This window comes from Candidatus Tenderia electrophaga, from assembly GCA_001447805.1.
Taxonomy (GTDB): Bacteria; Pseudomonadota; Gammaproteobacteria; order Tenderiales; family Tenderiaceae; genus Tenderia; species Tenderia electrophaga.
In genome coordinates this window covers 746,940-769,612 of record CP013099.1, presented here as the reverse complement: position 1 = coordinate 769,612, position 22,673 = coordinate 746,940, and the positions used below count along the sequence as shown (strand labels likewise).

At 64.0% G+C, this 22,673-nt stretch carries 20 protein-coding genes and 2 pseudogenes; all 22 read right to left on the bottom strand.

What is annotated here, in order from left to right:
• Positions 1–39: 39 nt before the first annotated feature.
• The 22 genes and pseudogenes from Tel_03550 to Tel_03445 all read right to left on the bottom strand — a co-directional run bounded on the left by Tel_03550 (position 40) and on the right by Tel_03445 (position 22,669).
• Positions 40–711 (bottom strand): annotated as a pseudogene (locus Tel_03550) (sodium:proton antiporter).
• Between the two features lie 554 nt (positions 712–1,265).
• The gene (locus tag Tel_03545) at positions 1,266–2,021 is read right to left on the bottom strand and encodes a hypothetical protein (GenBank protein ID ALP52290.1); all 756 of its coding nucleotides are present in this window, start codon (positions 2,019–2,021) and stop codon (positions 1,266–1,268) included.
• Between the two features lie 87 nt (positions 2,022–2,108).
• Positions 2,109–2,789, bottom strand: a complete 681-nt coding sequence (locus Tel_03540; protein ID ALP52289.1) for an isoprenylcysteine carboxyl methyltransferase — start codon at positions 2,787–2,789, stop codon at positions 2,109–2,111.
• A gap of 74 nt (positions 2,790–2,863) precedes the next feature.
• Positions 2,864–3,067 (bottom strand): hypothetical protein, encoded by a 204-nt coding sequence (locus Tel_03535; GenBank protein ID ALP52288.1) that lies wholly within the window; start codon positions 3,065–3,067, stop codon positions 2,864–2,866.
• A gap of 37 nt (positions 3,068–3,104) precedes the next feature.
• A complete protein-coding gene (locus Tel_03530; GenBank protein ID ALP52287.1) occupies positions 3,105–5,651 on the bottom strand; it encodes an alpha-glucan phosphorylase in 2,547 nt (848 codons plus the stop codon).
• Positions 5,648–7,714, bottom strand: coding sequence for a transketolase (locus Tel_03525; GenBank protein ALP52286.1), 2,067 nt, complete (start codon positions 7,712–7,714; stop codon positions 5,648–5,650). The genes Tel_03530 and Tel_03525 overlap by 4 nt, the downstream gene beginning before the upstream one ends.
• 63 nt (positions 7,715–7,777) lie before the next feature.
• Positions 7,778–8,035: a hypothetical protein gene (locus Tel_03520; protein ALP52285.1), complete on the bottom strand. Its 258-nt coding sequence runs from the start codon at positions 8,033–8,035 to the stop codon at positions 7,778–7,780.
• A 122-nt stretch (positions 8,036–8,157) separates the two neighbouring features.
• Complete coding sequence (locus Tel_03515) at positions 8,158–9,249, bottom strand: transaldolase (protein ALP52284.1); 1,092 nt, start codon at positions 9,247–9,249, stop codon at positions 8,158–8,160.
• Between the two features lie 55 nt (positions 9,250–9,304).
• Positions 9,305–9,535 carry a hypothetical protein gene (locus tag Tel_03510; protein ID ALP52283.1) on the bottom strand — a complete coding sequence of 77 codons (231 nt, stop codon included), beginning with the start codon at positions 9,533–9,535 and terminating at the stop codon, positions 9,305–9,307.
• Positions 9,536–9,596: 61 nt separating this feature from the next.
• On the bottom strand, positions 9,597–11,006 hold the full coding sequence (locus Tel_03505) for a glucose-6-phosphate dehydrogenase (protein ID ALP52282.1): 1,410 nt from the start codon (positions 11,004–11,006) through the stop codon (positions 9,597–9,599).
• Between the two features lie 58 nt (positions 11,007–11,064).
• Positions 11,065–12,483 (bottom strand): dTDP-glucose 4,6-dehydratase, encoded by a 1,419-nt coding sequence (locus Tel_03500; protein ALP54723.1) that lies wholly within the window; start codon positions 12,481–12,483, stop codon positions 11,065–11,067.
• Between the two features lie 234 nt (positions 12,484–12,717).
• Positions 12,718–14,046, bottom strand: a pseudogene (locus tag Tel_03495) (nucleoside-diphosphate sugar epimerase).
• A gap of 263 nt (positions 14,047–14,309) precedes the next feature.
• Positions 14,310–14,750 (bottom strand): hypothetical protein, encoded by a 441-nt coding sequence (locus tag Tel_03490; GenBank protein ALP52281.1) that lies wholly within the window; start codon positions 14,748–14,750, stop codon positions 14,310–14,312.
• Between the two features lie 168 nt (positions 14,751–14,918).
• Positions 14,919–15,548 carry a hypothetical protein gene (locus Tel_03485; protein ALP52280.1) on the bottom strand — a complete coding sequence of 210 codons (630 nt, stop codon included), beginning with the start codon at positions 15,546–15,548 and terminating at the stop codon, positions 14,919–14,921.
• Between the two features lie 306 nt (positions 15,549–15,854).
• Positions 15,855–17,342 carry a hypothetical protein gene (locus Tel_03480; GenBank protein ALP52279.1) on the bottom strand — a complete coding sequence of 496 codons (1,488 nt, stop codon included), beginning with the start codon at positions 17,340–17,342 and terminating at the stop codon, positions 15,855–15,857.
• Between the two features lie 458 nt (positions 17,343–17,800).
• A complete protein-coding gene (locus tag Tel_03475; protein ALP52278.1) occupies positions 17,801–18,454 on the bottom strand; it encodes an isoprenylcysteine carboxyl methyltransferase in 654 nt (217 codons plus the stop codon).
• Positions 18,447–18,650 carry a hypothetical protein gene (locus tag Tel_03470; protein ALP52277.1) on the bottom strand — a complete coding sequence of 68 codons (204 nt, stop codon included), beginning with the start codon at positions 18,648–18,650 and terminating at the stop codon, positions 18,447–18,449. Before Tel_03470 ends, Tel_03475 begins: the two co-directional genes overlap by 8 nt.
• A gap of 2 nt (positions 18,651–18,652) precedes the next feature.
• Positions 18,653–19,132 (bottom strand): hypothetical protein, encoded by a 480-nt coding sequence (locus Tel_03465; GenBank protein ID ALP52276.1) that lies wholly within the window; start codon positions 19,130–19,132, stop codon positions 18,653–18,655.
• A 48-nt stretch (positions 19,133–19,180) separates the two neighbouring features.
• Positions 19,181–19,945 (bottom strand): hypothetical protein, encoded by a 765-nt coding sequence (locus Tel_03460; protein ALP52275.1) that lies wholly within the window; start codon positions 19,943–19,945, stop codon positions 19,181–19,183.
• 72 nt (positions 19,946–20,017) lie between these two features.
• On the bottom strand, positions 20,018–20,464 hold the full coding sequence (locus Tel_03455; protein ID ALP54722.1) for a MerR family transcriptional regulator: 447 nt from the start codon (positions 20,462–20,464) through the stop codon (positions 20,018–20,020).
• 11 nt (positions 20,465–20,475) lie between these two features.
• Positions 20,476–21,528: a hypothetical protein gene (locus Tel_03450; GenBank protein ID ALP52274.1), complete on the bottom strand. Its 1,053-nt coding sequence runs from the start codon at positions 21,526–21,528 to the stop codon at positions 20,476–20,478.
• A 349-nt stretch (positions 21,529–21,877) separates the two neighbouring features.
• Positions 21,878–22,669 carry a hypothetical protein gene (locus tag Tel_03445; GenBank protein ALP52273.1) on the bottom strand — a complete coding sequence of 264 codons (792 nt, stop codon included), beginning with the start codon at positions 22,667–22,669 and terminating at the stop codon, positions 21,878–21,880.
• Positions 22,670–22,673 lie beyond the last annotated feature (4 nt).

Here is a 22,673-nt window from a genome sequence, read left to right as displayed (position 1 = left end):
GGCGTACAGACGCATGGGTTAGCAGGGCCAGTACGGTAATCATGGAAACGGCTCCACATCGCTCGCCGTCACCTTGGTCCGCCGGCGGCGTGCCCACCACAACACCGCCGCCCCAAGCAGGGCGGATGCCAGCGAACCGGCCACAACGCTCAAGCGCGCGCTGCGAAACAGCGCCGGATCGGAAAACGCCAGGCCGGCGATGAACAGGCTCATGGTGAAGCCGATGCCGGCGATCAGCGCCACGCCGTAAAGCTGCCACCAACCGCTTCCGTCCGGCAGCTGCGCCACGCCGACGCGCACGGCGAGCCACACGGCGCCGAATATGCCCAGTTGCTTGCCGACAAACAGCCCCAGCACAATGCCCAACGACGCTGGCAAAACCAATGTGCTGACAGTGGCCATGGAGAGCACGATGCCGGAATTGAAAAACGCGAACACCGGTACCACGCCGAGCGCCGCCCAGGGATAGAGTGAATGCTCGGCCTCCCGCAACGGCGAAAAGGACCGGCCGTTTTGGCTTGCCTTCAGCGGACTCGCGAGACCGATGGCCACCCCGGCAAGGGTCGCGTGCACGCCGGATTTGAGCACGGCAAGCCACAGAAACACGCCGACGATGACGGAGGCCGGAATCCGCGTGACCTTGTAAAAATTGAACAGCCCCAGTGCCGCAATCCCGAGGGCCGCCAGCAGCAGTGAGGACGTGGCGCGCTCGCCGCCGAGGCGAACCGCGCGGCGCCAGCAAAATACCCACGGCAGCCAGGCCAAAGAGCAGGACCGCCCAGGTCCGCAATCGACCGGGATGGAGTGCACCGCGCAGCCCCAGGGTCAGGGCCAGGTTGCCCCACCCATGCACGAAAGTACCGACAATAAAGATCCAGCCGAACGGCTCGTTTGCCAGGTTGCTGACATAGCCGCCCCTCCAGTCGATGTCAGCGCCCACCAAGTGCATCACCACAAGCGCTGTGACGAACGCCACCACAACACCCAGCAGGCCCTGCAACCCATAGCGCCTCACCGGCCATGTAAGGGCGCGCGCCTTTCTCATACCTGCGACAACGCCTGCACCGGGAAACACTCAGCCACGCGTACACCGCCGCGGCGAATCCACACCTTGACGTGGTATATGTCGTCGCCCGGCATATCGAAGTAATTGCCGCAGGTGACGCTGTCGACGATGCGCATAGGTTCGAGCTTTTTCTGCTCGGCACCCAAAGGTACGACTCTCCAGAATGGCTTTACATGATGAGCAAACATGTCTTGCCCCCCTAATCCTGGCGGACTGAATTTTTTTCTTCTTGCGGCGCTCTCAGGAACCAGAGTTGATACAGCGAGATCAGGATCTGTCCCGCCCACGCCAGCCCGAGCAGGATACCGGCCGCCACCACCGTGTAGGCGTAGACCGGGTCCCACTTGGTCAGGAACCAGGCCAGGATATCGACAAAGATCACCGCGAACGGCAGCACCATCAGGGTCGCCTTGAACCAGGTCGCCAAGGCGGCGAGGCGGAAGATGAGGCCGATCCCCAGGGCGACCAGTCCGACGCCGAACAGGTGGATGTGGGACAGTTTCATCAGCGTATGCAACGACTCGCCGGTATCCACCTCGGCGACCGACTGGATCCCCTCGTAGGTGGAGAGATCGGGGACGTCGAGCCCGGAGGCCGGGCTGTGGCATTGCAGGCACGAGCGTTCGAAAATCGGCCGCACGGTGTCGCGGTAGCCCCGCTCGGGCGCGCCGGACTGGAGCCAGGCCACGATTTGATGGCGGTCTTCAGCTTGTTGGATATAGCCGGCCATGGGGCCGCGGATCGCCGCCTCCAGCCGCGTGCCGCTGCGGTTGCCGTAATAGTTGTAGACGATATCCTCGATGGAGACACCGGGCTTGTCATCGTAGCCCTCAAAACTGGTGTACAGATACACCAGCGCCATCAGATAGCCGACGCCCATGAGCAGCAGAAACGCCGTATAGAGCAGCTTCTCGCTCAGCGTGCAGTCGTAGAAACGACGCGCTCTCGTCATCATATATCGTCTCCTTTATCATGCCCGGCACCGCGTCTCAGAAACGCCCGGCCCGCAAATCCGACTGTCCGCTGCGTTCTCGCAACATCATCACCGTTGGGGTGGGTCATCTTTGTCCTCCTCCCTTGCATTGGAACGTTCCACCAGCTGCCGCCATTGGCCCGGGCGTGGAAAAAACATCGGCACCCGCCGTCGATAGGCGCGGTATTCGTCACCAAACCGTTCAACCATCCGTTTTTCCTCACTGCGCGCCAGCAAGCCGTAGACCAGCACGATGACGGGAAACAGGCCCACCGAGAACAGCGTCGGCCAATGCACCACACCCTCGCCGAAGAGTCCGACGAACAACCCCGTATACTGAGGATGTCGCACCAGGCCGTACAAACCTGTTGTCGCCAGCCGGCTCTGCCGATGCGCGCGGTAGAGTTCGCGCCAGCCTTGTATGAAAATGCCGATACCGACAAACAGCAGCGCATAGCCGAGCAGCATCGAGATCAGCATGCCGGTCTCGCCCAGGCCGATCAACGAGGACCAGAGGTTGGCGTTGAGATTGTATCTGTCCAGGCCGGAAAACCGCGCGAGCAGGTAAATGGTGAGCGGGAACCCGTACATCTCCGCATACAGCGCGATGATGAACGCCTGCACCACCCCGGCGCCCGCCCACTCGCGCCATGTTTTGGGGGCGAAATATCGGTAAAACAGCCAGGACGCCACCACGATCATGATCGCGGCGATGCCCCAGGCGCCGGAATGCGCAATATTTTCTTTCATGTGAAATTCTTTCCATTGATGCTGCGTCAGCGGGCGCACACCAAAGCCCGCCGGACAGCCACGCTCATGCAGACTTACTTTTTCTGGTTCTTCATCCCATGCTGGCGGTGCTGCCGAAGGTATTTTTCAGGCTCCGCCTCGAATGCCTCCAGGCAGGTCCCGGCACAGAAGTAGTAAGTCTTACCCTGATAGACGCACTCCTCGATGGCGGTCGTACGGCTGACCTCCATACCGCACACCGGGTCCTTGAAGCTGCGTTCGTTGCTTTGTTGTTTCATCGCTGTCTCCTTCTCGTTATTGCAATCCGGTGCTGAATCACCGCTGCCATAGAACATGAGCGGCTTCCAGAGGAATCGCCACGCCATCCCGGTGCGGCAGGAGCCGCGCGGTATAGTCCGCCGCCGGGCGGGCGGCCGGCACCTCTGCGCGATAAGCGTAGCCGTTGGCCGCACCTACCAGTTGTCGACTCCGTATCATCTCCACGCACTCCGGTGCGGTACCGCTCACGCCGTTGGCATACAGCTCAACCCGCACGGCGTCCGGGTCGAGCTCATCGAGATACACCTGCGCCTCGAATACGTGCCGCTCGTCATCGGTCTCCACCCGCACCTCGCCGAAGCGCAGCGCGGCCCATTCCTGGTCCAGCGCGTGCCGCCAATCGACCAGGTCCGCGCCGATTTTGCCTTGGTCGGCAGACCGCGCGCGGTAGGCCGACGCCGCCGGCAGGTAGTATCGCTCGGTGTATTCGCGCACCGCCCGATTGCTGGAAAAACGCGGCGCCAGGCGCGCCATGCTCTCGCGCATCCGCGCCACCCAGGCGGTGGGGATGCCCTGCGCGTCGCGGCTATAGAACGCGGGGATCACCTCGCGTTCGAGCAGGTCATAGAGCGCTTCCGCCTCCAGCGCATCCCGGGCCGGGTCGTCATCGTGTTCCCGGCCGTCGCCCAGCGCCCAGCCCACCTCCGGCGTGTAGGCTTCCGCCCACCAGCCGTCCAGTTCCGACAGGTTGAGGCCGCCGTTGACCAGCACCTTCATGCCGCTGGTGCCGCTCGCCTCCCACGGCCGGCGCGGGGTGTTGAGCCAGACATCCACGCCCTGCACCAGGTGCCCGGCCACATGCATGTCGTAGTCGCTGAGGAAAATGACCCGGGCGCGCGCCTCGGGCCGCCGTGTGAAGTGTATCCACTGCTGGATCAGGGCCTGCCCGGCTTGGTCCGCGGGGTGGGCCTTGCCGGCCATGATGAGCTGCACCGGGCGTTGCGGGTTGGTCAGCAGGCGCAGCAGTCGCTCCGGGTCGTGCAGCAGCAGGTTCGGCCGCTTGTAGGTGGCAAAGCGGCGCGCGAAGCCCAGCGTCAGGGTATGGCAATCACAGCTATGCCCGGCACCCTCGACCTCCTCTTGCGGCGCGCCGGCGGCGGCCAGCTGCCGGGCCGCGCGGGCGCGGGCGTAGTCGATCAGCGCCGTGCTGGCGGCCGTGCGGAAGCGCCACAGATCGGCGTCGGAGACAGACTGAATGTCCTGCTCCAGGGCCTCCGTCGGCCCCAGCCAGCGATCCTTGCCGCAGGCCCGGGTCCAGAGATCGTCGGCGGCCGCCGAGTCCCAGGTCGGCATATGCACGCCGTTGGTCACGTGCCCGACCGGCACCTCGTCCACCGGCCAGCGCGGAAACAGCGGCGCGAACAACCTGCGGCTCACCTCGCCGTGCAGGCGGCTGACGCCGTTCACCGCGCCGCTGCCGCGGATCGCCAGGTAGGCCATGTTGAACGGTTCCGCCGCGTCGTCCGGATGGCGGCGGCCCAGGGCCAGCAGCTCGTGGAGGCTGATGCCGAGTTGCGTGCGGGCGTAGCCCCCCAGGTGGTGTTCGACCTGGGCCGGCGCGAAGCGGTCGAAGCCGGCGGCCACCGCCGTGTGGGTGGTGAACAGATTGCCCGCCCGGGTGACCGCCAGCGCGGCTTCGAAAGGCTGGCCGGTGGCCTGCATGAAATGGCGCGCCCGTTCGAGCACGGCGAGCGCCGCATGGCCTTCGTTCAGGTGGCAGACCTGCGGCTCGATGCCGAGCGCGGCGAGCAGGCGCCAGCCGCCGATGCCGAGGATCAGCTCCTGCATCAGGCGCTGATCCGGCCCGCCGCCGTACAGCTCGCTGGTGATGCCCCGGTAGGGCGGGTAGTTGGCCGCGTCGTTGCTGTCCAGCAGGTAGAGCCGCACCCGGCCCACCCGAACCTGCCAGGCGCGCAGCCAGATCGGGTGGCCCGGCAGGTCGAGCTTCAGCCGCAACCACTCGCCATCGGGGCGGCGCAACGGCGTGACCGGCAACTGCCCCGGATCGTTGTACGGATACAGCGCCTGCTGCGCGCCGTCCGGGTCGATCAGCTGGCGAAAATAGCCTTGCTGGTAGAGCAGCCCCACGCCGATCACCGGCACGCCCAGATCGCCGGCGGCCTTGAGCTGGTCGCCCGCCACGTTGCCCAGCCCGCCGGAGTAGATGGGCAGCGCCTCGCTCAACATGAATTCCATGCTGAAATAGGCGACACTGTTCAGTGGCGCTTGCGGATGGGCCTGCTGAAACCAGGCGGGCGCCTCCGCCGCCGCGCGCCTGGCCTGCACCAGCGCATCGACATTCCGCCGAAATGCGGCGTCGGCCAAGGCATCCCGCAGCTTCTCGCGCGACACAGTCTGCAGGACGACCCAGGGGTTGCGGGTCAGATCCCAGAGTGACGGATCCAATTGCCGCCATACCTGGTCGGTGGCATGGTTCCATGACGACCGCATGTCCAGGGCCAGCTCGGCCAGGGCGTCGATACCCCCGACGTCGGTATGCAGCAGGCCGTAGAGCGGCTGGCTGACTGGTGTTTCATTGTTCATGGGTTCTCCTTCGTCGTTTCGATCAGGACCCGCGCCCGTTGGCAGACGTTCTCCACCGTGAAGCCGTATTGGCGCAGCATGTCCGATGCCGGCGCCGAGGCGCCGAAGCGATCCACGCACAGCACCGCGCCGCGCTCGCCCACGTAGCGGCACCAGCCCTGGCTCGCGCCGGCCTCGACCGCCAGCCGCGCCGGGATGGAAGGTGGCAGCACCGAATCGCGATACGTTTTTGTTTGGGCCTCGAACAGTTCCCAGCTGGGCATGGAGACCAGGCGCACGGCGACGCCCTCGTCCCGCAGGCGCTCGGCCGCGGCCACGATCAGCCCGACCTCGGCGCCGCTGGCGATCAGGATCAGCGCGGGCTCGCCGCCCGGCGCATCTTCCAATAGGTACGCCCCGCGGCGCAGGCCGTCGGCCGGCGCATAGCGGCCGCGATCGAGGGTGGGCAGCGTCTGCCGGCTCAGCACCAGCGCCACCGGCCCCCCGCGCGTCTCGATGGCGACCCGCCAGGCGGCCGCGGTCTCGTTGGCGTCGGCGGGGCGGATCACGGTGAGATTCGGAATCGCCCGCAGCCCGGCCAGCTGCTCCACCGGCTGGTGGGTGGGGCCGTCCTCGCCGAGCGCGATGCTGTCGTGGGTGAACACATGCACCACGTGCAGCCCCATCAGCGCCGCCAGCCGCAGCGGCGGCCGCATGTAGTCGGAAAAGATCAGGAAGGTCGACCCGTAGGGAAGGGTGCCACCGTGCGCCGCCAGGCCGTTGACGATGGCGCCCATGGCATGCTCGCGCACGCCGAAGTGCAGGTTGCGCCCGGCATGGCTCCAGCCGCCGCGGTCGGAACCCTCGCTGTGCTCGCCCGCCGCGGCCGGCGGGTTGAAATCGCCGTAACCTTCGAGCGCGGTATGGGTGGAGGGATCGAGGTCCGCCGAGCCGCCGGTCAGCGCCGGCAGCCGCGCCGCGATCGCGTTCATCACCTTACCCGAGGCGACCCGCGTGGCGAGGCCCTTGGCGTCGGCGGGAAACACCGGGATGTCCGCGTCCCAGTCCGGCGGCCACTCGCCGCGCAGGCTGCGGCGCAGTTCCCCGGCCGGCTCGGGGAAGGCCTGGGCATAGGCCGCCAGGCGCTCGTGCCACGCCGCCTCGTCGCGCTCCCCGCGCGTCAGTGCCTGGCGAAAATGCGCCAGCGCCGCGTCGGGGATCAGGAACGGCGGCTCGGACGGCCAGCCGAGATTCTGCTTGGTCAGGCGCACCTCGTCGGCGCCGAGCGGCGAGCCGTGCGCCGCGAAACTGTCCTGTTTGTTGGGCGAGCCGTAGCCGATGTGGGTGCGCACCCGAATCAGCGAGGGCCGCGCCGTCTCCGCCCGGGCGGCCTGCAGCGCGGCGTCGATCGCCGCCAGGTCGTTGCCGTCCGCCACCGTCAGCGTCTGCCAGCCGTAGGCCTCGAAGCGCCGGGCGCGATCTTCGGTGAAGGTGATGTCGGTGCCGGCGGCCAGCGAGACGCGGTTGTCGTCGTACAGGCAGATCAGCTTGCCGAGCTGGAGGTGCCCGGCCAGCGAGGCCGCCTCGGCGGCGACCCCCTCCATCAGGTCGCCGTCGCTGACCAGCGCATAGGTGGCGTGGTCGATCACCTCGAAGCCGGGGCGGTTGTAGCGCGCCGCCAGTTGCGCCTCGGCGATCGCCATGCCGACCGCATTGGCCAGCCCCTGCCCGAGCGGCCCGGTGGTGACCTCCACCCCCGGTGTCTGGCCGCGCTCGGGGTGCCCCGGCGCCTTGCTGCCCCACTGGCGGAACTGCTTGATATCGTCCAGCGAGAGGTCGTAGCCGCTCAGGTGCAGCAGACTGTAGAGCAGCATCGAGCCGTGTCCGGCCGAGAGCACGAAACGGTCGCGGTCGATCCAGTCCGGATTGCGCGGGTTGTGCTTGAGCCAGCGGGTCCACAGCACGTAGGCCATCGGCGCCGCGCCGAGCGGCAGACCGGGATGGCCGCTGTTCGCCTGCTGCACGGCGTCCACCGACAGAAAGCGCACGGTGTTGATGCAGAGCTGATCGAGTTCGTCTGCCATGCTCGCTCCTTGAAGTTATAGGCAATGCGCGTCAATGTCGCGTCGTGTTGTTGCCGCTGCGCGTCAGCTGCAGCAGCAACCGCCTTTGCCCTTGGGTTCCTTGGCCGTACCGGCGGTATCCACGGCGTAGCCGGCCTCCTGCACCGCCGCGTTCAGTTGTTCGGGCGAGGTCAGCCGCTCGTCGTATTGCACCGTGGCTTCGCCGGCCGACAGCGATACGTTGATCTCGCCGACCCCGGGGACGGCTTTGAGCGCGTCCGTGACCTTGCCGGTGCAGCCGCCGCAGCTCATGCCGGCGATTTTCAAATGTTCAGTTTGCATGGTGGTGCTCCTTTTCAGTGGATTGAATAAAAACGGCGCGCTAATAGCCTTCGCACGGCCAGCGCGCCGTCGGGGTCAAGCAACAAGGTGACGCTGTGCGCAGGCTGACGTCTGTAACTGGCTCATGTCTGTCCGGTCTTGGTCAGCGCTTTGGCTTTTGCGGCAACCCGGTTCAGCAGATCGCGCCATGACCTGGCGAAGGCGTCCACGCCTTCCTCCTGCAACCGCCCCGCCAGGGCATCGATATCGACACCGGCCTGTGCAAACTCGGCGAGCAGCGCGTCGGCGTCGCCGCCGTCGGCCGGCAATTCACCTCGTATCTTGCCGTGATCGGCGAAGGCGAGCAGCGTCTTCTCGGGAATGGTGTTAATGGTATCCGGCGCCGCCAGCGCCTCGAGATACAGGGTGTCCGAGGCAGCGGGATCCTTGGTACCGGTGCTGGCCCACAGCAGGCGTTGCGGTTGGGCGCCGGCCTCGGCCAGTGTCTGCCAACGCGTTGTTGCCAGCAGCTCGCGATAGGCCTGGTAGGTGCGCAGGGCGATGGCGATGCCGAGACGGTTGCGCAGCGCGTCCGGCACCTGATCCTGGACGGCGACGTCCCAGCGGCTGATGAACAGCGAGGCCACGCAACCGACCGCCGGATCGAGGCCGGCGGCGAGGCGCCGCTCGATGCCGCGCATGTACGCTTCGGCAGCGGCGAGATAATGCTCGCGGGAGAACAGCAGCGTGACGTTGACCGGCACGCCGGCGAAGATCGCCTCCTCGACCGCGACCAGGCCGGCGGGGGTGCCGGGGATCTTGATGAACAGATTCGGCCGCTGCGCCCGCGCATGCAGTTCCACCGCGGCCTCGACGGTGTCGGCCGCGTCGTCCGCCAGCGAGGGCGACACCTCCAGCGAGACCCAGCCGTCGACGCCGCCGGTGGCGGCGTGGACCGGACGAAACAGATCGGCGGCCTGGACTAAATCTTCCAGGGCGAGTTCGAAGAACAGGGCCTCGCCCGACTTGCCGCCGCGCGCCTTGTCGTGGATGGAGTCATCATAGGCGTCGCTGTGCTGGACGGCCTTATCGAAGATCGTCGGGTTGGAAGTCAAGCCCGTCACGCCCAGTTCGTGGATATAACGCTCCAGGGTGCCGCCGGTCAGCAGCTCGCGCGTGATGTTGTCGAGCCACAGGCTCTGTCCGAGATCATGCAGTTGTTGTGTGACCTTCATAATTCCTCCTGTCGTGTATGACCGGCGCCGTCATTGCGCCGCCTCCGGGCCGGATTTATGCCTTGGTGTCAAAATAGGCATGCAGTTCTTCCTCCGTCGGCTGTTTCCGGAACACGACCTGATCGTCGACGATCAAATTCGGTGAATGCCGTATGCCAAATTTTTGAACGAGGTCGGCGCAGTCTTCCACGAAACACAGACGGTACGGAATCCGCAAGTGTTCGAGTTCCTTTTCCAGGTGTTTACGGTGTGTACAGTCTTTCGTCGCGATGATCATTACGTCCATAGTCTTCTCCTATAAAGCTGCATACTGCGAGTTCCGCAATGAGTGGTCTCGTCCGGCGCCGTCACGCGGACGCCTCCGGCTCGGGGTTGTGCCAGCCGCGGTGCGCCGCGATGAGCGCGTCCGCGGCGGGGGGTCCCCAACTGCCGCATGCGTACGGCACGGCCGGGTGATGTGTTTCCAGCACCGGATCCACCACCGCCCAGGCGGCCTCCAGGCAATCCTCGCGGGCGAACAGCGCGCCGTTACCGGCCATGGCGTCCCCCAACAGGCGCTCGTAAGGCGCTAGTTCCTCCGGCTGTTCGTCCAACAAGAAGAGCTCGCGCTGCTCGCCGGTGAACTCCTGGCCCGGGCGCTTGACGCGCGCGGCCAGGGCGATGGCCGAACGGGGCGAGAGCCGGATGCGCAGGTAGTTGGCGCGGCCGTCGGCCGGCGCCGAATCGTCGAACAGCCGCTGCGGCGGCGGCTTCAACTCCACCAGCACCTCGGCCGCCGTCCCGGCCAGGCACTTGCCGGCGCGCAGATACCACGGCACCCCCTGCCAGCGCCACGAGTCGATGCACAGGCGCAGGGCGCAGAAGGTCTCGACATCGGAGTCCGGCGCCACCCTCGGTTCGTCGCGGTAGCCGGCGTACTGGCCGCGCACCAGATCGTCGGGCGCGAGCGGGCGCATGGCGCGAAACACCTTGTGTTTTTCGGCATGCACGGCGCCGTAGTCCTGGTAGCCCGGCGGCTCCATGGCCAGCAGGGCGACGATCTGGAACAGGTGGTTTTGCACCACGTCGCGCAGCGCGCCGGCGCTGTCGTAAAACCCGCCGCGCCCCTCCACGCCGAACGACTCGGCCAGGGTGATCTGCACGCCGGCCACGTGCTCACGGCTCCAGATCGGCTCCAGGAAGGAATTGGCGAAGCGGAAATAGAGGATGTTCATGATCGCTTCCTTGCCGAGGAAGTGATCGATGCGGAAGATCGCATCCCGCGGGAACACCGCGCGCAGCACGCGGTTGAGCTGCCGCGCCGAGGCCAGGTCGCGGCCGAAGGGCTTTTCGACGATGACGCGCGCCTGGCCGGCCAGGCCGGCGGCATCGAGCCCGCTGACCACCGTCTCGAACAGGGCGGGCGGGATGGCGAGATAGTGCGCCGGGCGGCGGGCCTCGCCCAGCGCCTGTTTGAGGGCGTCGAAGGTGCCGGGGTCGTTGTAGTCGCCGCTGACATAGTCGAGCAGGGAGCGCAGCCGCTCCAGCGCCTGCCGGTCATCGGCGCCGCCGGCGTCCTCGACGGCGTCCGTGGCACGCTGGCGCAGCTGCGCCGCACTCCAGTCGGAGGACGCCACGCCGATCACCGGCACGTTGAGGGCGCCGCGCTTTACCATGCCGTAAAGCGCCGGGAAGATCTTCTTGTACGCCAGGTCCCCGGTGGCGCCGAACAGTACCAGCGCGTCGGACGGCGGTGCATCGCCGTTGCCGGGTTCCATTTCAGTCTGCTCCCTGTTTTTCGTCATGGCTGCCTGACCCGCGTTTCTCATCACCCTGCTAAACAATAAACCGGTCCCAGTCCGCATAGGAGTCCTTGATCCGCCCGCGCGGGATGGCCAGGACGATCAGCAGCGCGCCGCAGATCACGCTGTTCCAGACCGCCGCCGACGAGGCGACGCCGTCGAGCAGCCATGGCGCGGCGATCAGCCAAATGCCAAACGGGATGTTGATAAAGCGCGTGGCGCGCCCAACCTCGGCCAGGGCGATGATGGTGAACGTCACCACCAACAGACCGACCAGGTGATCACTGTCGGCCATGGCGCCGGCGCTGTCGAAGCTGAGCCGCGTGAAGGTGAGCCAGACGCCGATGGCGATGCTGAGCAGCAGCGTCCAGGGATAGGTCACGCCGCGGGTGGCCTGCGCCCATTGCTCGCGGGGCGTGGCGGCCAGCCCTTTTGAGGTATCGTCGCTGCCGCCGTCCATGGCGTCACCGGTCCAGAAGGTACGCCAGAAGGGTTTACCCTGCCTGCGCGCCCAGACCAGGAACTGGCCCATGGCGACGAACTCGTTGAGCGAATAGGGGATCATCACCGCCATCGCCAGCGCGGCGATCAGGCACAGGCTGCACCAGGTGCCGATCACGATCGGCTGGATGATGACGAAATAGATGCTCACCACGCCCAGCGGCAGGATCAGGATGGCCAGGCCCAGCACCATCCACGGCATGGTGCGCCAGCGGGTCTTGCCGGCCATCCAGACCATCACCAGTTCGAGCGTGTAGACGATGGCGCCCAGCGCGCCGTCGGCGATCGGCCAGGCCTTGGAGACATCCGAGGTGATGATGGTCTCGGTGCCGTTCATGACGCCCTGCTTCTCGCCGACGCCGGCAAAGAACGGCTCCCAGACACCATCAAGATGGCCGAGCTGGTAGGCGCCGAGAATACGGGAAATCAGAAACCCGATCAGCGCCAGCACCCCGATGGGCATGCGCTGCAGCCAGGTCGATGGGCAATAGGCCCAGCCCGGCGGCACGTCCGGCTTGCCCATCATGCCGGCCATGCTCATGCCCGGCATCATGGGGATCAGCACCGACAGCGCGATCACCAGCGCGCCGACCAGGGTGCCGTTGGCGTAGGCCTCGGGCAACGGCGTCCAGAACACCAGCGGCGCGAACAGCAGCCACAGGCCGACGAAGGCGTTGGCCCACTGCGCCCAGGGGTTGCGGCGCCAGGCGTCCGCGGACAGGGCGCTGAAGACGATCACCAGGACACCGCTGATGACATCACTCCAGCTCATCAGCAGGTTGCGCAGCTCGAACGGCGCCAGGTCACGTTCGGCCATGACCCGCAGCTGGTTGGCGTCGGGGGCGAAGTCGCTCATGTAGCCGAGCGTGAACGGGCTGGTCAGCAGCCACAGGCCGAGCATCAGGTTGAGATAATGTGGCCACAGCATGTTGCGATGGCTTTCGACCATCATGTCGCCGCCATCGTGCCCGTGCCCCGCATGCCCATTGCCCCCGGCGTCACGCGGCACCAGGGGCATGCCGCACTTGGGGCAACTGCCCGGTTCGCTGCGCACGATCTCCGAGTGCATGGGGCAGGTGTATTCGGTCGCCTGGCCTCCACCGGGCCGGGCATGCCGATGGCCGGCGTGCGCGTCCTGCGCATCAGGTTCGCGGTGTTCGTCATGTGCGTGATGTTCGCCTTGTGCTTCGGACGGCACGCTGCGCGATTCCAGTGCCATGCCGCACTTGGGGCAGCGGCCCGGTTCACTGGCCACGACTTCGGGGTGCATGGGGCAGGTGTACTCGGCCGCCTCCGCCGCGTCGGCGGTTTCCGCCGGCTCCAGGGCGGTGCCGCAGCGCGGACAGTTGCCGGGCGAGGACTGGCAGACCTCGGGATGCATCGGGCAGCTATGCAAGTGGCAGCCCGGCGCGGCGACCGTTTCGGACCGGGCGGGCGTTTCCTCTTTCTTCTCCAAAGACGCGGGCAACTCCAGGCCGTGCTCGCGGTACCAGCCGAGCGGGTCGGCCTGTAACGCGGCCACCATTTTCGGCAGCGACTTGCGCAGCGTATGGCGCGGTTCCCAGCCCAGCACGTCGCGGGCGCGGCTGATGTTGAGCGCATAGTGGTCGTTGGCCCGGTCGATCATCCACGGCTTGATGAACTGTTCCCCGGGAAGCAGACCCTGCGCCCAGGCACCCACCTTGGCGATGGGCCCGGGGACGTTATGCGTCTCCGACGACTCGCCGCGGATCAAACGCATGAAGGTATGCTGCAGTTCGTCGTAGCTGAGCGTCTCCGGCTCGCCGATCAGAAACACAGACTCAGGCGGCAATTGCCCGCGACGCTCCACGGCCCGCTCAATGGCGTCCACTGCATCCTCCAGGTGCAGGTAGGCCTGGCCGTGCGAGGTCTCACCGGAATAGAGGTGGCCGGCGAGCTGGCGCTCGTAGATGCGCTGGATCTGGTGTGCCAGCGGCGGCGAGTGGCAGACGTCGTCGTAGACGCCGGCGAAACGCAGCAGCACGGCGGGAATATCACCACGCTCCGCGCGGATGAGTTTCTCGGTGCGCACCTTCGACTCGGGATAGGCCCAGGTCGGCTCCAGCGGCCAGTCCTCGGTGATGAATTGGCCCGGCTCGCCCGGCCGGTGCACCAGCATGGTGCTGGAGAAGATGAACTGCTCGACCTCGAAGCCGCCCTCGCGCAGGCCGCGCAGCAGGCGGCGCGTGCCCTCGACCGTGACCTGGTCGTACTTCGGGCTCGGCTTGCCGAGGAAATCGAAATAGGCGGCTAGATGGATCACGCTGGCGATGCGGCCGCCGTGGTGCGCGCGCAGCACGCGCAGCCCCTCCCGCACGCTGTCGTCCGACGTAAGGTCGACCGGTATGTAGACACAGTCGGGCGGCGGCGGAGAGGGCGCCTTGCGTTCGAAACCGACGACGTTGTCGAAGCGTTGTTTCAAACGCTGCATCACCGCATCCCCGATGCGGCCGGCGGCGCCGGTGATCAGGACGATATCTCCCTTGGGTGCCATGGCGTTACTCCTCTTCAAATTCCGGAATCAGGATAGTGGTGCCGTGTCGATACCGGGATCGATGCGCCAGAACGGCGATCCATCGTCGTGTTCGCCGGCAACTTGCGGGGGCTAGTGTATTCGTATTTTCGCGGCATGATTCGCGGGCTCCTTAATTTCTCTTTGCGCCGATAGTAGCCGGTGCGAACAGCGCAAGCATTGACCATTCACAATGCCGCGGCCATTGCGATATTTCGATCATCCGCGGCGTGGCGAACCCGGCATCACAACGGCTCGTGTTTCCAGAGACGCTGCATCTGCAGATACATGAACGACGCCGTCCAGGTAATCAATCCCAGGCCGGTTAACGCCTCCATACCGGCCATGAAGCGAAACGGCCCTGTCGGCACCAGGTCGCCGTAACCCAGCGAGGTATAGTTGGTGAACGAGAAATAGATACACTCGGCCAGCCCGGCGGCGCGGCCGCCGGCAATCGCGCCAAAGCCGTCTCCCTCGTTCAGCCATAAATAGGCCAGACCGAACAACCCCACCTCGAGCACATGCGCAACAAACAGGCCGCATACTACAATCGACAAATGCCAGCGATGCCAGGTAGAGCTGCGATGCAACCGGCCGGCCAGCCACTGCATGAGACCGAGGGCTTCGTAATGTAAAATGACGCACACCACAACCACGATCAATGTAACGCTTAGCGTGACCAACATGCGCAAACTCCGTCGAAGCTGTCACCGCTGCGGCTGAGCATTTCCTCTTGCCTTTGAGCGCAACAAGAACCTGTGCCGGCGGAAATGATCGGCATGGCCGATAACGAGACGACCATCACCATGCCGCTCCCGGCCTTCATCGTCTGCATGCTTCACCATACTTTGCCTCTATGCCCATAGCTCCAGAACAAAATTCGACATCACCGCGTTCAAGATGTCGTTGCGGGTAATGATGCCCGCCAACACCCCCGCCTCGACGATCGGCATCGCCCCGACACGCCGGGCGACGAGCAGGCGGGCAACATGGCGCACATCGGTATCCGGGCTTGCCGTCAACACGGGCGTTTTCATCAGCAGTTCGACACGAGCGCTCGACGCGCGCGGCCGCTGCGGCCGGTAGTTGTCGCCAAGGCCTGCCGCGTAATGCAGAATGTCCCGGTCCGACACGATACCCACCAACCTGCCCGATTCCGAAACGACAGGCAGATGGCGGAACCGGCTTTGCCGCAGCACGTTCAAGGTTTCATCAACGGTCGTTTCGGGCGCCAGGCTCACCACCGGCGTACTCATGATCCGTTGCGCAAACAGGACGGCGCCCCCTTGCGGCAACTCGCTCACTGTCCGGTAGGCCCGCTCGGCACCCGCCTGCCGCCCCTCTCTGCCAACGTCGTGGCGCTCTTCTTCGTCTATGGGGCGTGAGGCGGTAATCGCCTCCGTCTTCGCCACCCCGGCCGGCTTGAACAGCTTTTCAAGGGGCATGATCTCGGCGCCGTTCAATCCCTGGATGATGAAAGTCATCGCTTATCGCCCTCGCAACGCTTCGTCACGCTTATGCGCTCTCGCGTTCACATTGATTGCCTTATTCATGATCGCGCTGCCTGAGCCGGCTCTCAACGCTGCGCCGGCACTCTCGACGATCTGTTCCGGGGCGGACACGCCGGCCAACTCGCTCATCTACCCACAGCACCGATCGGATACGGGATCGCGCAGCGACAGATCGCACCGGCCGCCAATCCCGTCAAATTCGGTATCGCGATAAGCCGGTGCCGTCGAGCAGGCGGGCCGCGGCCGCCGCTTACAATACCTGATGCCATGCACGCCTTTTTAGAACGCCATATCCACGCCGAACGCCAGCATATTCTCGAGATTGGTCGCCGGGTGCTCGTCGACACCGCCGCCGATGGGGGTTTTCTTGTCGCTCTCGAGATTGAAGTGCGCACGCGCATACAGCCCGATGTTGGGGTTGGGATAGTACTTCACGATCGGGGCGAGAAATGAGGCGTCCACGTTGAGCGGCTCGCTGCTGCCCATGGGCAGCTTTTCCAACCCGCCCGGCGCCATCCAGTCGTAGCGCAGGCCCAGCATCCAGTTCGGGTTCATACGCCAGTCCGCCTCGGCACTGAAGCCGGCGCCATCGGTCTCCCAGACCGAATTGGCCGCCATCATATTGCCGCCCCAGGTCGGCGCATCGATGGAGTCGGCGATATAGGTGCCGTAGACATCCCAGTCGCCCCACTGGGCGCGGGCGCCGATGCCCCAACGCGTGATATCCGTGGCCTGATCGGCGTACACAATCGTGCCGCCCATATTCAGGGTCGATATGGCCGCGTCCGGCGCATTGTAATAGAAGGCCGATACCTGGGAGCTTGCCGCGCCGACCATGAAGTCATAACGGCCCATGACATAGGTGTCGTAGCGGTTCTCTTTGGTCCCGTCCGTGTTCACCTTGTCATTGACCGCCATGCCCAGCTGGTACAGGAAACCGCTGCCGAAGCCACCCGGCCGGCCGTGGATGGCGATCCCCGTCTGGTTGGGCGCGTTATAGAGCAGGGGTTCGAAGGGTAAAATGGCGTAGCCCTCATCTCCAGCACTCGTTATCGCGACCGTGTCACCATTGGAATCAGTCAACTGTGAGCTGCTTGGTCCATATGCCGAGCCTTTGGTCAGACCGAACATCTTGCTGGAGAAGGCCAGCGGCAGCAGCGGAATCTGGTTGATGGTGGGCGGGAAGCTGTCGGTTTCCGCCTTGGGCCCGATCGGGTTGAGCTGCTGGCGGTGGGTGGGGAAGGCGTAGAGGCCGGAGGGATCGAAAGTACCGACCTGCACGTTGGCCACGCCCGGCTTGCCCAGGTTGCTGAAAACCAGAAAGGCCCGCTCGAAGGCCACGCCGGAACCTTCCTCCTGGGTGTTGTACTCCGCCTCCAGAAAGTAGCTGAGGTTTTCCCGCGCCGTGCCGGCGAAGAACAGGTTGACGATCTTGGGCACCTCGAAGTCCACCTGCTCGCGGACGCCGTCATTCTTCATCTCGTCGGTTTCCTGCTTGAAGGTGGGGCGCTGGATGTCGGCGCGGATACGCACCGCCATGATCTTGGAAATGTCATCGACCACGACCGACCCCTGCGCGCCCTCATAGACATGCTTGGCCTGGGTGCCGCCATCGGCCGAGCCGGGCATCTGGTAACCGTTCTCCTTGAATTGCTGACCGAATGGTGTCAGGCGCGGTTCGTTGGTATGACACAAGGCGCAGTTTGCCTCATATTTCCGGGCGAAGGCCGGAACAGCCTTGGCGACCCCCATGTCAATGGCAACCATGCCAATGGCTCCGATACTGAGAAGCCCCGTTACCGCACCGCGGCGTATTACAGAAGATATATTTGAACGCATACCGTCTCCTTATTTAAGTGGTCTCTAGCATCTGAAACGGCTCAACACTAACCCTCTCAATCCACTCAACATAATAATCATGCCCGTGGCTTTTATCTCCGTCTCTCTTCTTCTCTATCCATATATTTAATTGCAAGTTTCCTCGTAATACTTAAAGGTATTTTTTGTATTTGGCCAAGACAAACCAACCTCTCGGCCGTCACCCTAACTCTCGAGCAGACCAACAAAAACACTTTGCCAACAGATAGGCCGCCTCGGCGATGTCGTTGCGGCTGGCCGACTGCTTGCTGGAATCCTGCTTAGGGACACTTCTCATTAATTGTGTAACCTCTGCGCAAACAATTATTAGAGGTGCCCTTAGGTCGTTTGCTTATGATCTTCACTCCTTACATTTCAGCCCGATTGTGAAGCCGCAGATGCGGCAGAAACGCTGGTGTGCGCGCGGCATAACGGTCATAGACGGCACCAAATTCTGCCCGCACCGCCCTCTCCTCATAACGCGCCAGCCGCAGGTACATGTAGACCAGCACGGGAAACATCAGCAGCGTCAGGATGGTCGGCCACTGTAGCAGGAAGCCGAACATGATCAGGACGAAGCCGATGTACTGGGGATGACGAACACGGGCGTAGGGTCCTTCGGTCGCCAGGGTGCCGGTTTTTTGGGCTTTATACAGCACGCGCCAGGCGGCGGCGAGCAACCAGAAACCAGCGCCGATGAATAGCATGCTGAGGATATGAAACGGCCCAAAGTGGGGATTGGCCTTCCAACCGAATATCATTTCCAGCAAATGCCCGGCATCGTGGGAGAGCCAGTCCACTTGCGGGTAATTGCTCTGCAGCCAGCCGGAGAGAAAATAGATGGTCAAAGGAAAGCCGTACATCTCGGTGAACAACGCTACCAGGAAGGCAGAAAAGGCACCGAAGCTGCGCCAGTCGCGTTTGCTCTGCGGCTTGAAGAAGCTGAAGGCGAAGAAGATGAAGATCGCCGAGTTGATGATCACCAGCGACCACAGGCCGTAGGCGGGCGCGGTTTCAGTCATGCTTGTGCTCTTCGCCATGGCCGCCGTGCATGAACAGATGCATCAAGGGGCAGGCGAGCAGGATCAGCCACGGCAGCCAACCCAGCGCATGGGCGCGGTGCTCGCTGAACAGGAAGAACCCCGCCACCGCGGTAAAGCCGAGCAGCACAACTCCGCTACGTGAACGCCACCATGGTGCTTTTTGTCTGGCATCCATAGTTACTTCTTCATTCCGCCCGGACCGTGGCGCTGCTGTTGCATCATCTGTTCCATCATCTGCTGCATCATGCCCTGCATCATGTCCATGCGTTTCTCCATCATCTGCTGCCGCTGCTCCATGGACATGCCGGCCGCCTTGTCATCGCCGTTCATGCCCATGGCACCATCGCCCTGCATCATCATGCCTTTGTTCATCTTGCCCATCATCCGGTGCATCTTTTCCATGTGCTGCTGCATCAGGCGCCGACGCTCCTCCGGGTCGTCGCTGTTGTTGATGCGGTCCATCATCTGTTGCATCTCGCGCATGCGCTCTTGCATCTGCTCCATGTCCATCATGCCCATGTCTTGTCCCATCCCTTGGCCTTGCCCCCCCGCCTTGTCTGAGTGGTGGCGGTCATCGGCATAGGCGCCGGGAACGGCCAGGGCGAGCCCCAGAATCATCGGTGCCATCATTGTCTTCATAGCGATCTCCTTGGTCATCGTGTTTGAATCCGCCGCAGCGCGATTCCTCCGTGGTTACCACTTGCTTCACCTGCCATCGGCCTGCGCCAGGTCATTGAGCGTCCAGTCATGATCGAAGTAGTCGAGCCGGGCCGGATGCGTCTCCAGCCAGGCGCGTTGCCCGGCATCAAGATAAGGTTTGACGAATCCCAGTACCCCATCCGGGTACTCTTCAAAAAGATAGTCGTCCTTCTCGAGTATCCAAGCCAGGGTCAAGGTATTTGTCTGGCGGTTTAAAGAGAGACCCTTCGCGGGGTTGCGAAAAAAGGTCCTGATGAGTTCGTCAAGCCGGGCATCCAGGCGCTCGCCGGCAAAGGGCTCCGCGCTGCGGTCGGGGCAACTCACCGCCGCGCAACTGACGGCGAAGATGATGCGCGGGTCATCGAAGCGTTGCAGCAACACCTCTTTTTCGATTTCGCTCAGACTGTAGTCGCGTCCGCCCACCTTGATTGCATCCTTGGACCAGGGATGCTTGATCAGGCTGATCTTGAAACTGGTGATGGAATCGACCGGGTAGGCGTCGATCACCATGCGCATGGCGGTAAAATTGTAGACATTGATCCAGAAGGCCTTGCGTTCGTCCGGGTCTTCGATCGCCGCGGGGTCGATCGCCTCCAGGGTGTCGGCGATGTCGTCCATCAGCGGTCCGGCCTCGCGCTGCATGGCGGCGTAATCGAAGACCGTGGTCTCGACGCCGTTGATGGTCACCGCCGGGCGCCAATACCGTTGCAGCAGTTCCCCGTACAGGGTATTAAAGCGGGCGACATCGCCGGCCGCGGCGGCGCCGACCATGACCAGTCCCGATATCGCCAATAAAATCCTTAACATGTCACGTCACTTGAGCCCTACGGCGGATGTTTGATTCTAGAACCTGGGGGTAACCCCGAGGTCAACCCCTTCATCGGAAATTTCCGTAACCGTTTCAATCAGATGACAAATGGAGTCGCCGTCGGGCACCTTGTCGGGGAGCGCCCGCCAAACATTCAATGCCTGTTCCAGGCGCAGCTGCAGCGCCGTCAGGGCCTGTAACCTGCGCCGGTTTTCCACGATCCTTGCCTGAACCAGGTCCCGCACTTCCGGGCAGGGCGACGTGCCGCGCTCCGCATAACCCAGCAGCCGGCCAATCTCGCTGAGCGTGAAACCGAGCTGCTTGGCCCGGCGGATAAAGCGCACACGGCCGATATCCTGTTCCGGATATAGTTGGTAACCGTTGGCGGAATCCCGCTCAGGACGCAACAAACCCTTGTCGGTGTAGTGACGAACGGTTTCAGCGGTCACCCCCGATCGCCTGGCCAGTTCGCCGACCTTCAAGCGCGAGTGCTTCATTGCGGCCGTATCACCATCTGATGGGCAACGCCACGGCCGATATCTATCTCAGCGACAACGTTCATGCCGGCGGGATCGAGCACCCAAATCTTTGCAGCCTCGCGGCTGGAGACATAAAGTTTGCTCACTGCGGCGACATAGACAACGTGATAGGGTGCGGGCTGAAGATCGATCTTGCCCACACTGTTGTCGGTCAAATCGATCCGGCTCAAGGTCTGATCGCTTTTGCTGGATACGAACAACCAGCGCCCATCTGTAGAGATATCGATGCCGTGCGGCTCGGCACCGACGTCGAAACGGTTTGTCAACGCGCCGCTTTTCAGATTCACGCCGATCACAGTCCCGTCATCGACATCCGCCACAAACAGGCGGGCACCGTCAGGGGACAACACCAGGTGCTCCGGCCCGTTACCCGCCGTGAGTTGGCGCCTGATGCGCCAGTCGTGCGTATCGATCTCACTGACACTCCCCGCTCCGGCATTGGAGACGTAGAGGTACCTGCCGTCGCCGCTGAATACAGCATAGTTAGGCAATGCCCCGGTCTGGATGGTTTTCACGGCCTCCATTGTGTTCAGGTCAACAACGGATATACCGCCCGCGCCGGAGTGCACGGCAATGGCGTGCTTCCCGTCGGGCGATATCGCCGTATGATGCGCCAGCGCAGGCACGGCGACGCGGCGTATCACATGACCGCGCCTGGGCTCGATGATGGAGAGATAAGCGGGGCTTTTCATGGCGGCGGCATCACCACCGGCATGATGGGCCGCATGTTCATCCTCGCTCACTGAGGCCGGCTTAGACATATCCTCCGCAGCACCGCCCTCCACAGGCTGCATGCTCCCTGCCACCAGGTATTCGCTGTTTGGACTGGCCGCCAGACCATGGGCGTTCTCGAGTTCACCGATACGCCCGACGACTTTATCCTCATCGAGATCGATGACGACAAGATCATCGGCGTCACCCGTGGGCACGTACATAAACGGGGATGCGGTGGCCGTGGCCGCCGCCGACACCCACACAGTCATTACCACTGTCAGCAGTATTTTCATCGTCCCGCCCTCATTTCTTCCTGCCACCGAACACATACTTCACCAATGCCACCAACGCCAGCACCACAAGCAACCAGAACAGCAGGCCAAGCGCCCAGTGCCCAAAACCAGCCCCCCAATGCCAATCACCCGAATCATGCATCATCATTCACACCCCGCTCGTTGCTGTTGTGCTGTTGTTCGTCCGCCATGGCCGGCACTGAGAATGCAAACATCATTGTCAAGACCAGCGAGTGCTTATGGATGCTTTTCATGATAGTGGTTCCTCGTTGCCGCCCCGGTGAACGTTCAAACCGAATTTCACCATCCGGACCGTCAATGTTGTTGCCGTAGCCGGACGGATGCCGCCCTACCACCAAAACCGCACGCCCGCCACCACCGCTGCGGCGTCCACGTCTGCGCCGCCCGCCCGGGCCAGATTGGCGCTGTCGCCGAACCTGCGAAACCAGGTGACGCCCACATAGGGCGCAAACTCGCGCCGGATCTCGTAGCGCAGGCGCAGGCCCGCCGTCACACCATTGAGCCCTTCACCGATGCCGAATTCCCGCACCTCGTCGAAGGCATACGAGGTTTCGAAGCGCGGCTGGAGGATCAGGCGTTGGGTCAGGAGCCAGTCGTACTCCGCCTCGAGATCGGCGGACAGATCCCCGTCCTCGCTGAGGCGCAGATTGGCGTCGATCTCGAACCAGTACGGCGCCAGCCCCTGCACCCCGACCAGGGCCGAGGCACGATCCTTGTCGGACCCGGAACCGTAGGCGCGCTGGTAGCCCAGACCCGCCTGGAGATCCCAGAAGGGGGCGAAGCGATGGCTGAACTGGACATCGAAATTTTCCAGCTCGCCGCCTGCGCCGCCGGACACCACGTCTTCACCCTCGGTCTCGATCCACAGCCGGTCGATATCACCGCCGTACCAGAATTGCGCATCCCACAACAGCACATCTTCACTGTCGTTTTCCCTGTATTCCAACCGGTCCAGCATCAGGCTGGCATAGCGGGTGTCGTCGTGGATCGGCAGGGGCCAGCCGGGCTGCGCCTGGAGGCCGGTACCGGCGGCCCACGCCGGGGCGCCTGCCATCAATAAGCCCAGCGCCAGCGCGGTCGCCGCCCGCGCCCGAGGCAAGCGGAAATCATCCTGTAACATCGCG

Excerpts from the sequence above, each read along its gene's own strand:
- Tel_03545 (ALP52290.1), bottom strand. The coding sequence starts at position 2,021 with ATGATGACGAGAGCGCGTCGTTTCTACGACTGCACGCTGAGCGAGAAG.
- Tel_03510 (ALP52283.1), bottom strand. The coding sequence starts at position 9,535 with ATGGACGTAATGATCATCGCGACGAAAGACTGTACACACCGTAAACAC.
- Tel_03485 (ALP52280.1), bottom strand. The coding sequence starts at position 15,548 with ATGACTTTCATCATCCAGGGATTGAACGGCGCCGAGATCATGCCCCTT.
- Tel_03470 (ALP52277.1), bottom strand. The coding sequence starts at position 18,650 with ATGGATGCCAGACAAAAAGCACCATGGTGGCGTTCACGTAGCGGAGTT.
- Tel_03465 (ALP52276.1), bottom strand. The coding sequence starts at position 19,132 with ATGACCAAGGAGATCGCTATGAAGACAATGATGGCACCGATGATTCTG.
- Tel_03505 (ALP52282.1), bottom strand. The coding sequence starts at position 11,006 with ATGGAACCCGGCAACGGCGATGCACCGCCGTCCGACGCGCTGGTACTG.
- Tel_03480 (ALP52279.1), bottom strand. The coding sequence starts at position 17,342 with ATGGTTGCCATTGACATGGGGGTCGCCAAGGCTGTTCCGGCCTTCGCC.
- Tel_03460 (ALP52275.1), bottom strand. The coding sequence starts at position 19,945 with ATGGTCGGCGCCGCCGCGGCCGGCGATGTCGCCCGCTTTAATACCCTG.
- Tel_03515 (ALP52284.1), bottom strand. The coding sequence starts at position 9,249 with ATGAAGGTCACACAACAACTGCATGATCTCGGACAGAGCCTGTGGCTC.
- Tel_03520 (ALP52285.1), bottom strand. The coding sequence starts at position 8,035 with ATGCAAACTGAACATTTGAAAATCGCCGGCATGAGCTGCGGCGGCTGC.
- Tel_03475 (ALP52278.1), bottom strand. The coding sequence starts at position 18,454 with ATGACTGAAACCGCGCCCGCCTACGGCCTGTGGTCGCTGGTGATCATC.
- Tel_03525 (ALP52286.1), bottom strand. The coding sequence starts at position 7,714 with ATGGCAGACGAACTCGATCAGCTCTGCATCAACACCGTGCGCTTTCTG.
- Tel_03535 (ALP52288.1), bottom strand. The coding sequence starts at position 3,067 with ATGAAACAACAAAGCAACGAACGCAGCTTCAAGGACCCGGTGTGCGGT.
- Tel_03490 (ALP52281.1), bottom strand. The coding sequence starts at position 14,750 with ATGTTGGTCACGCTAAGCGTTACATTGATCGTGGTTGTGGTGTGCGTC.
- Tel_03445 (ALP52273.1), bottom strand. The coding sequence starts at position 22,669 with ATGTTACAGGATGATTTCCGCTTGCCTCGGGCGCGGGCGGCGACCGCG.
- Tel_03530 (ALP52287.1), bottom strand. The coding sequence starts at position 5,651 with ATGAACAATGAAACACCAGTCAGCCAGCCGCTCTACGGCCTGCTGCAT.
- Tel_03500 (ALP54723.1), bottom strand. The coding sequence starts at position 12,483 with ATGATGGTCGAAAGCCATCGCAACATGCTGTGGCCACATTATCTCAAC.
- Tel_03540 (ALP52289.1), bottom strand. The coding sequence starts at position 2,789 with ATGAAAGAAAATATTGCGCATTCCGGCGCCTGGGGCATCGCCGCGATC.
- Tel_03450 (ALP52274.1), bottom strand. The coding sequence starts at position 21,528 with ATGAAAATACTGCTGACAGTGGTAATGACTGTGTGGGTGTCGGCGGCG.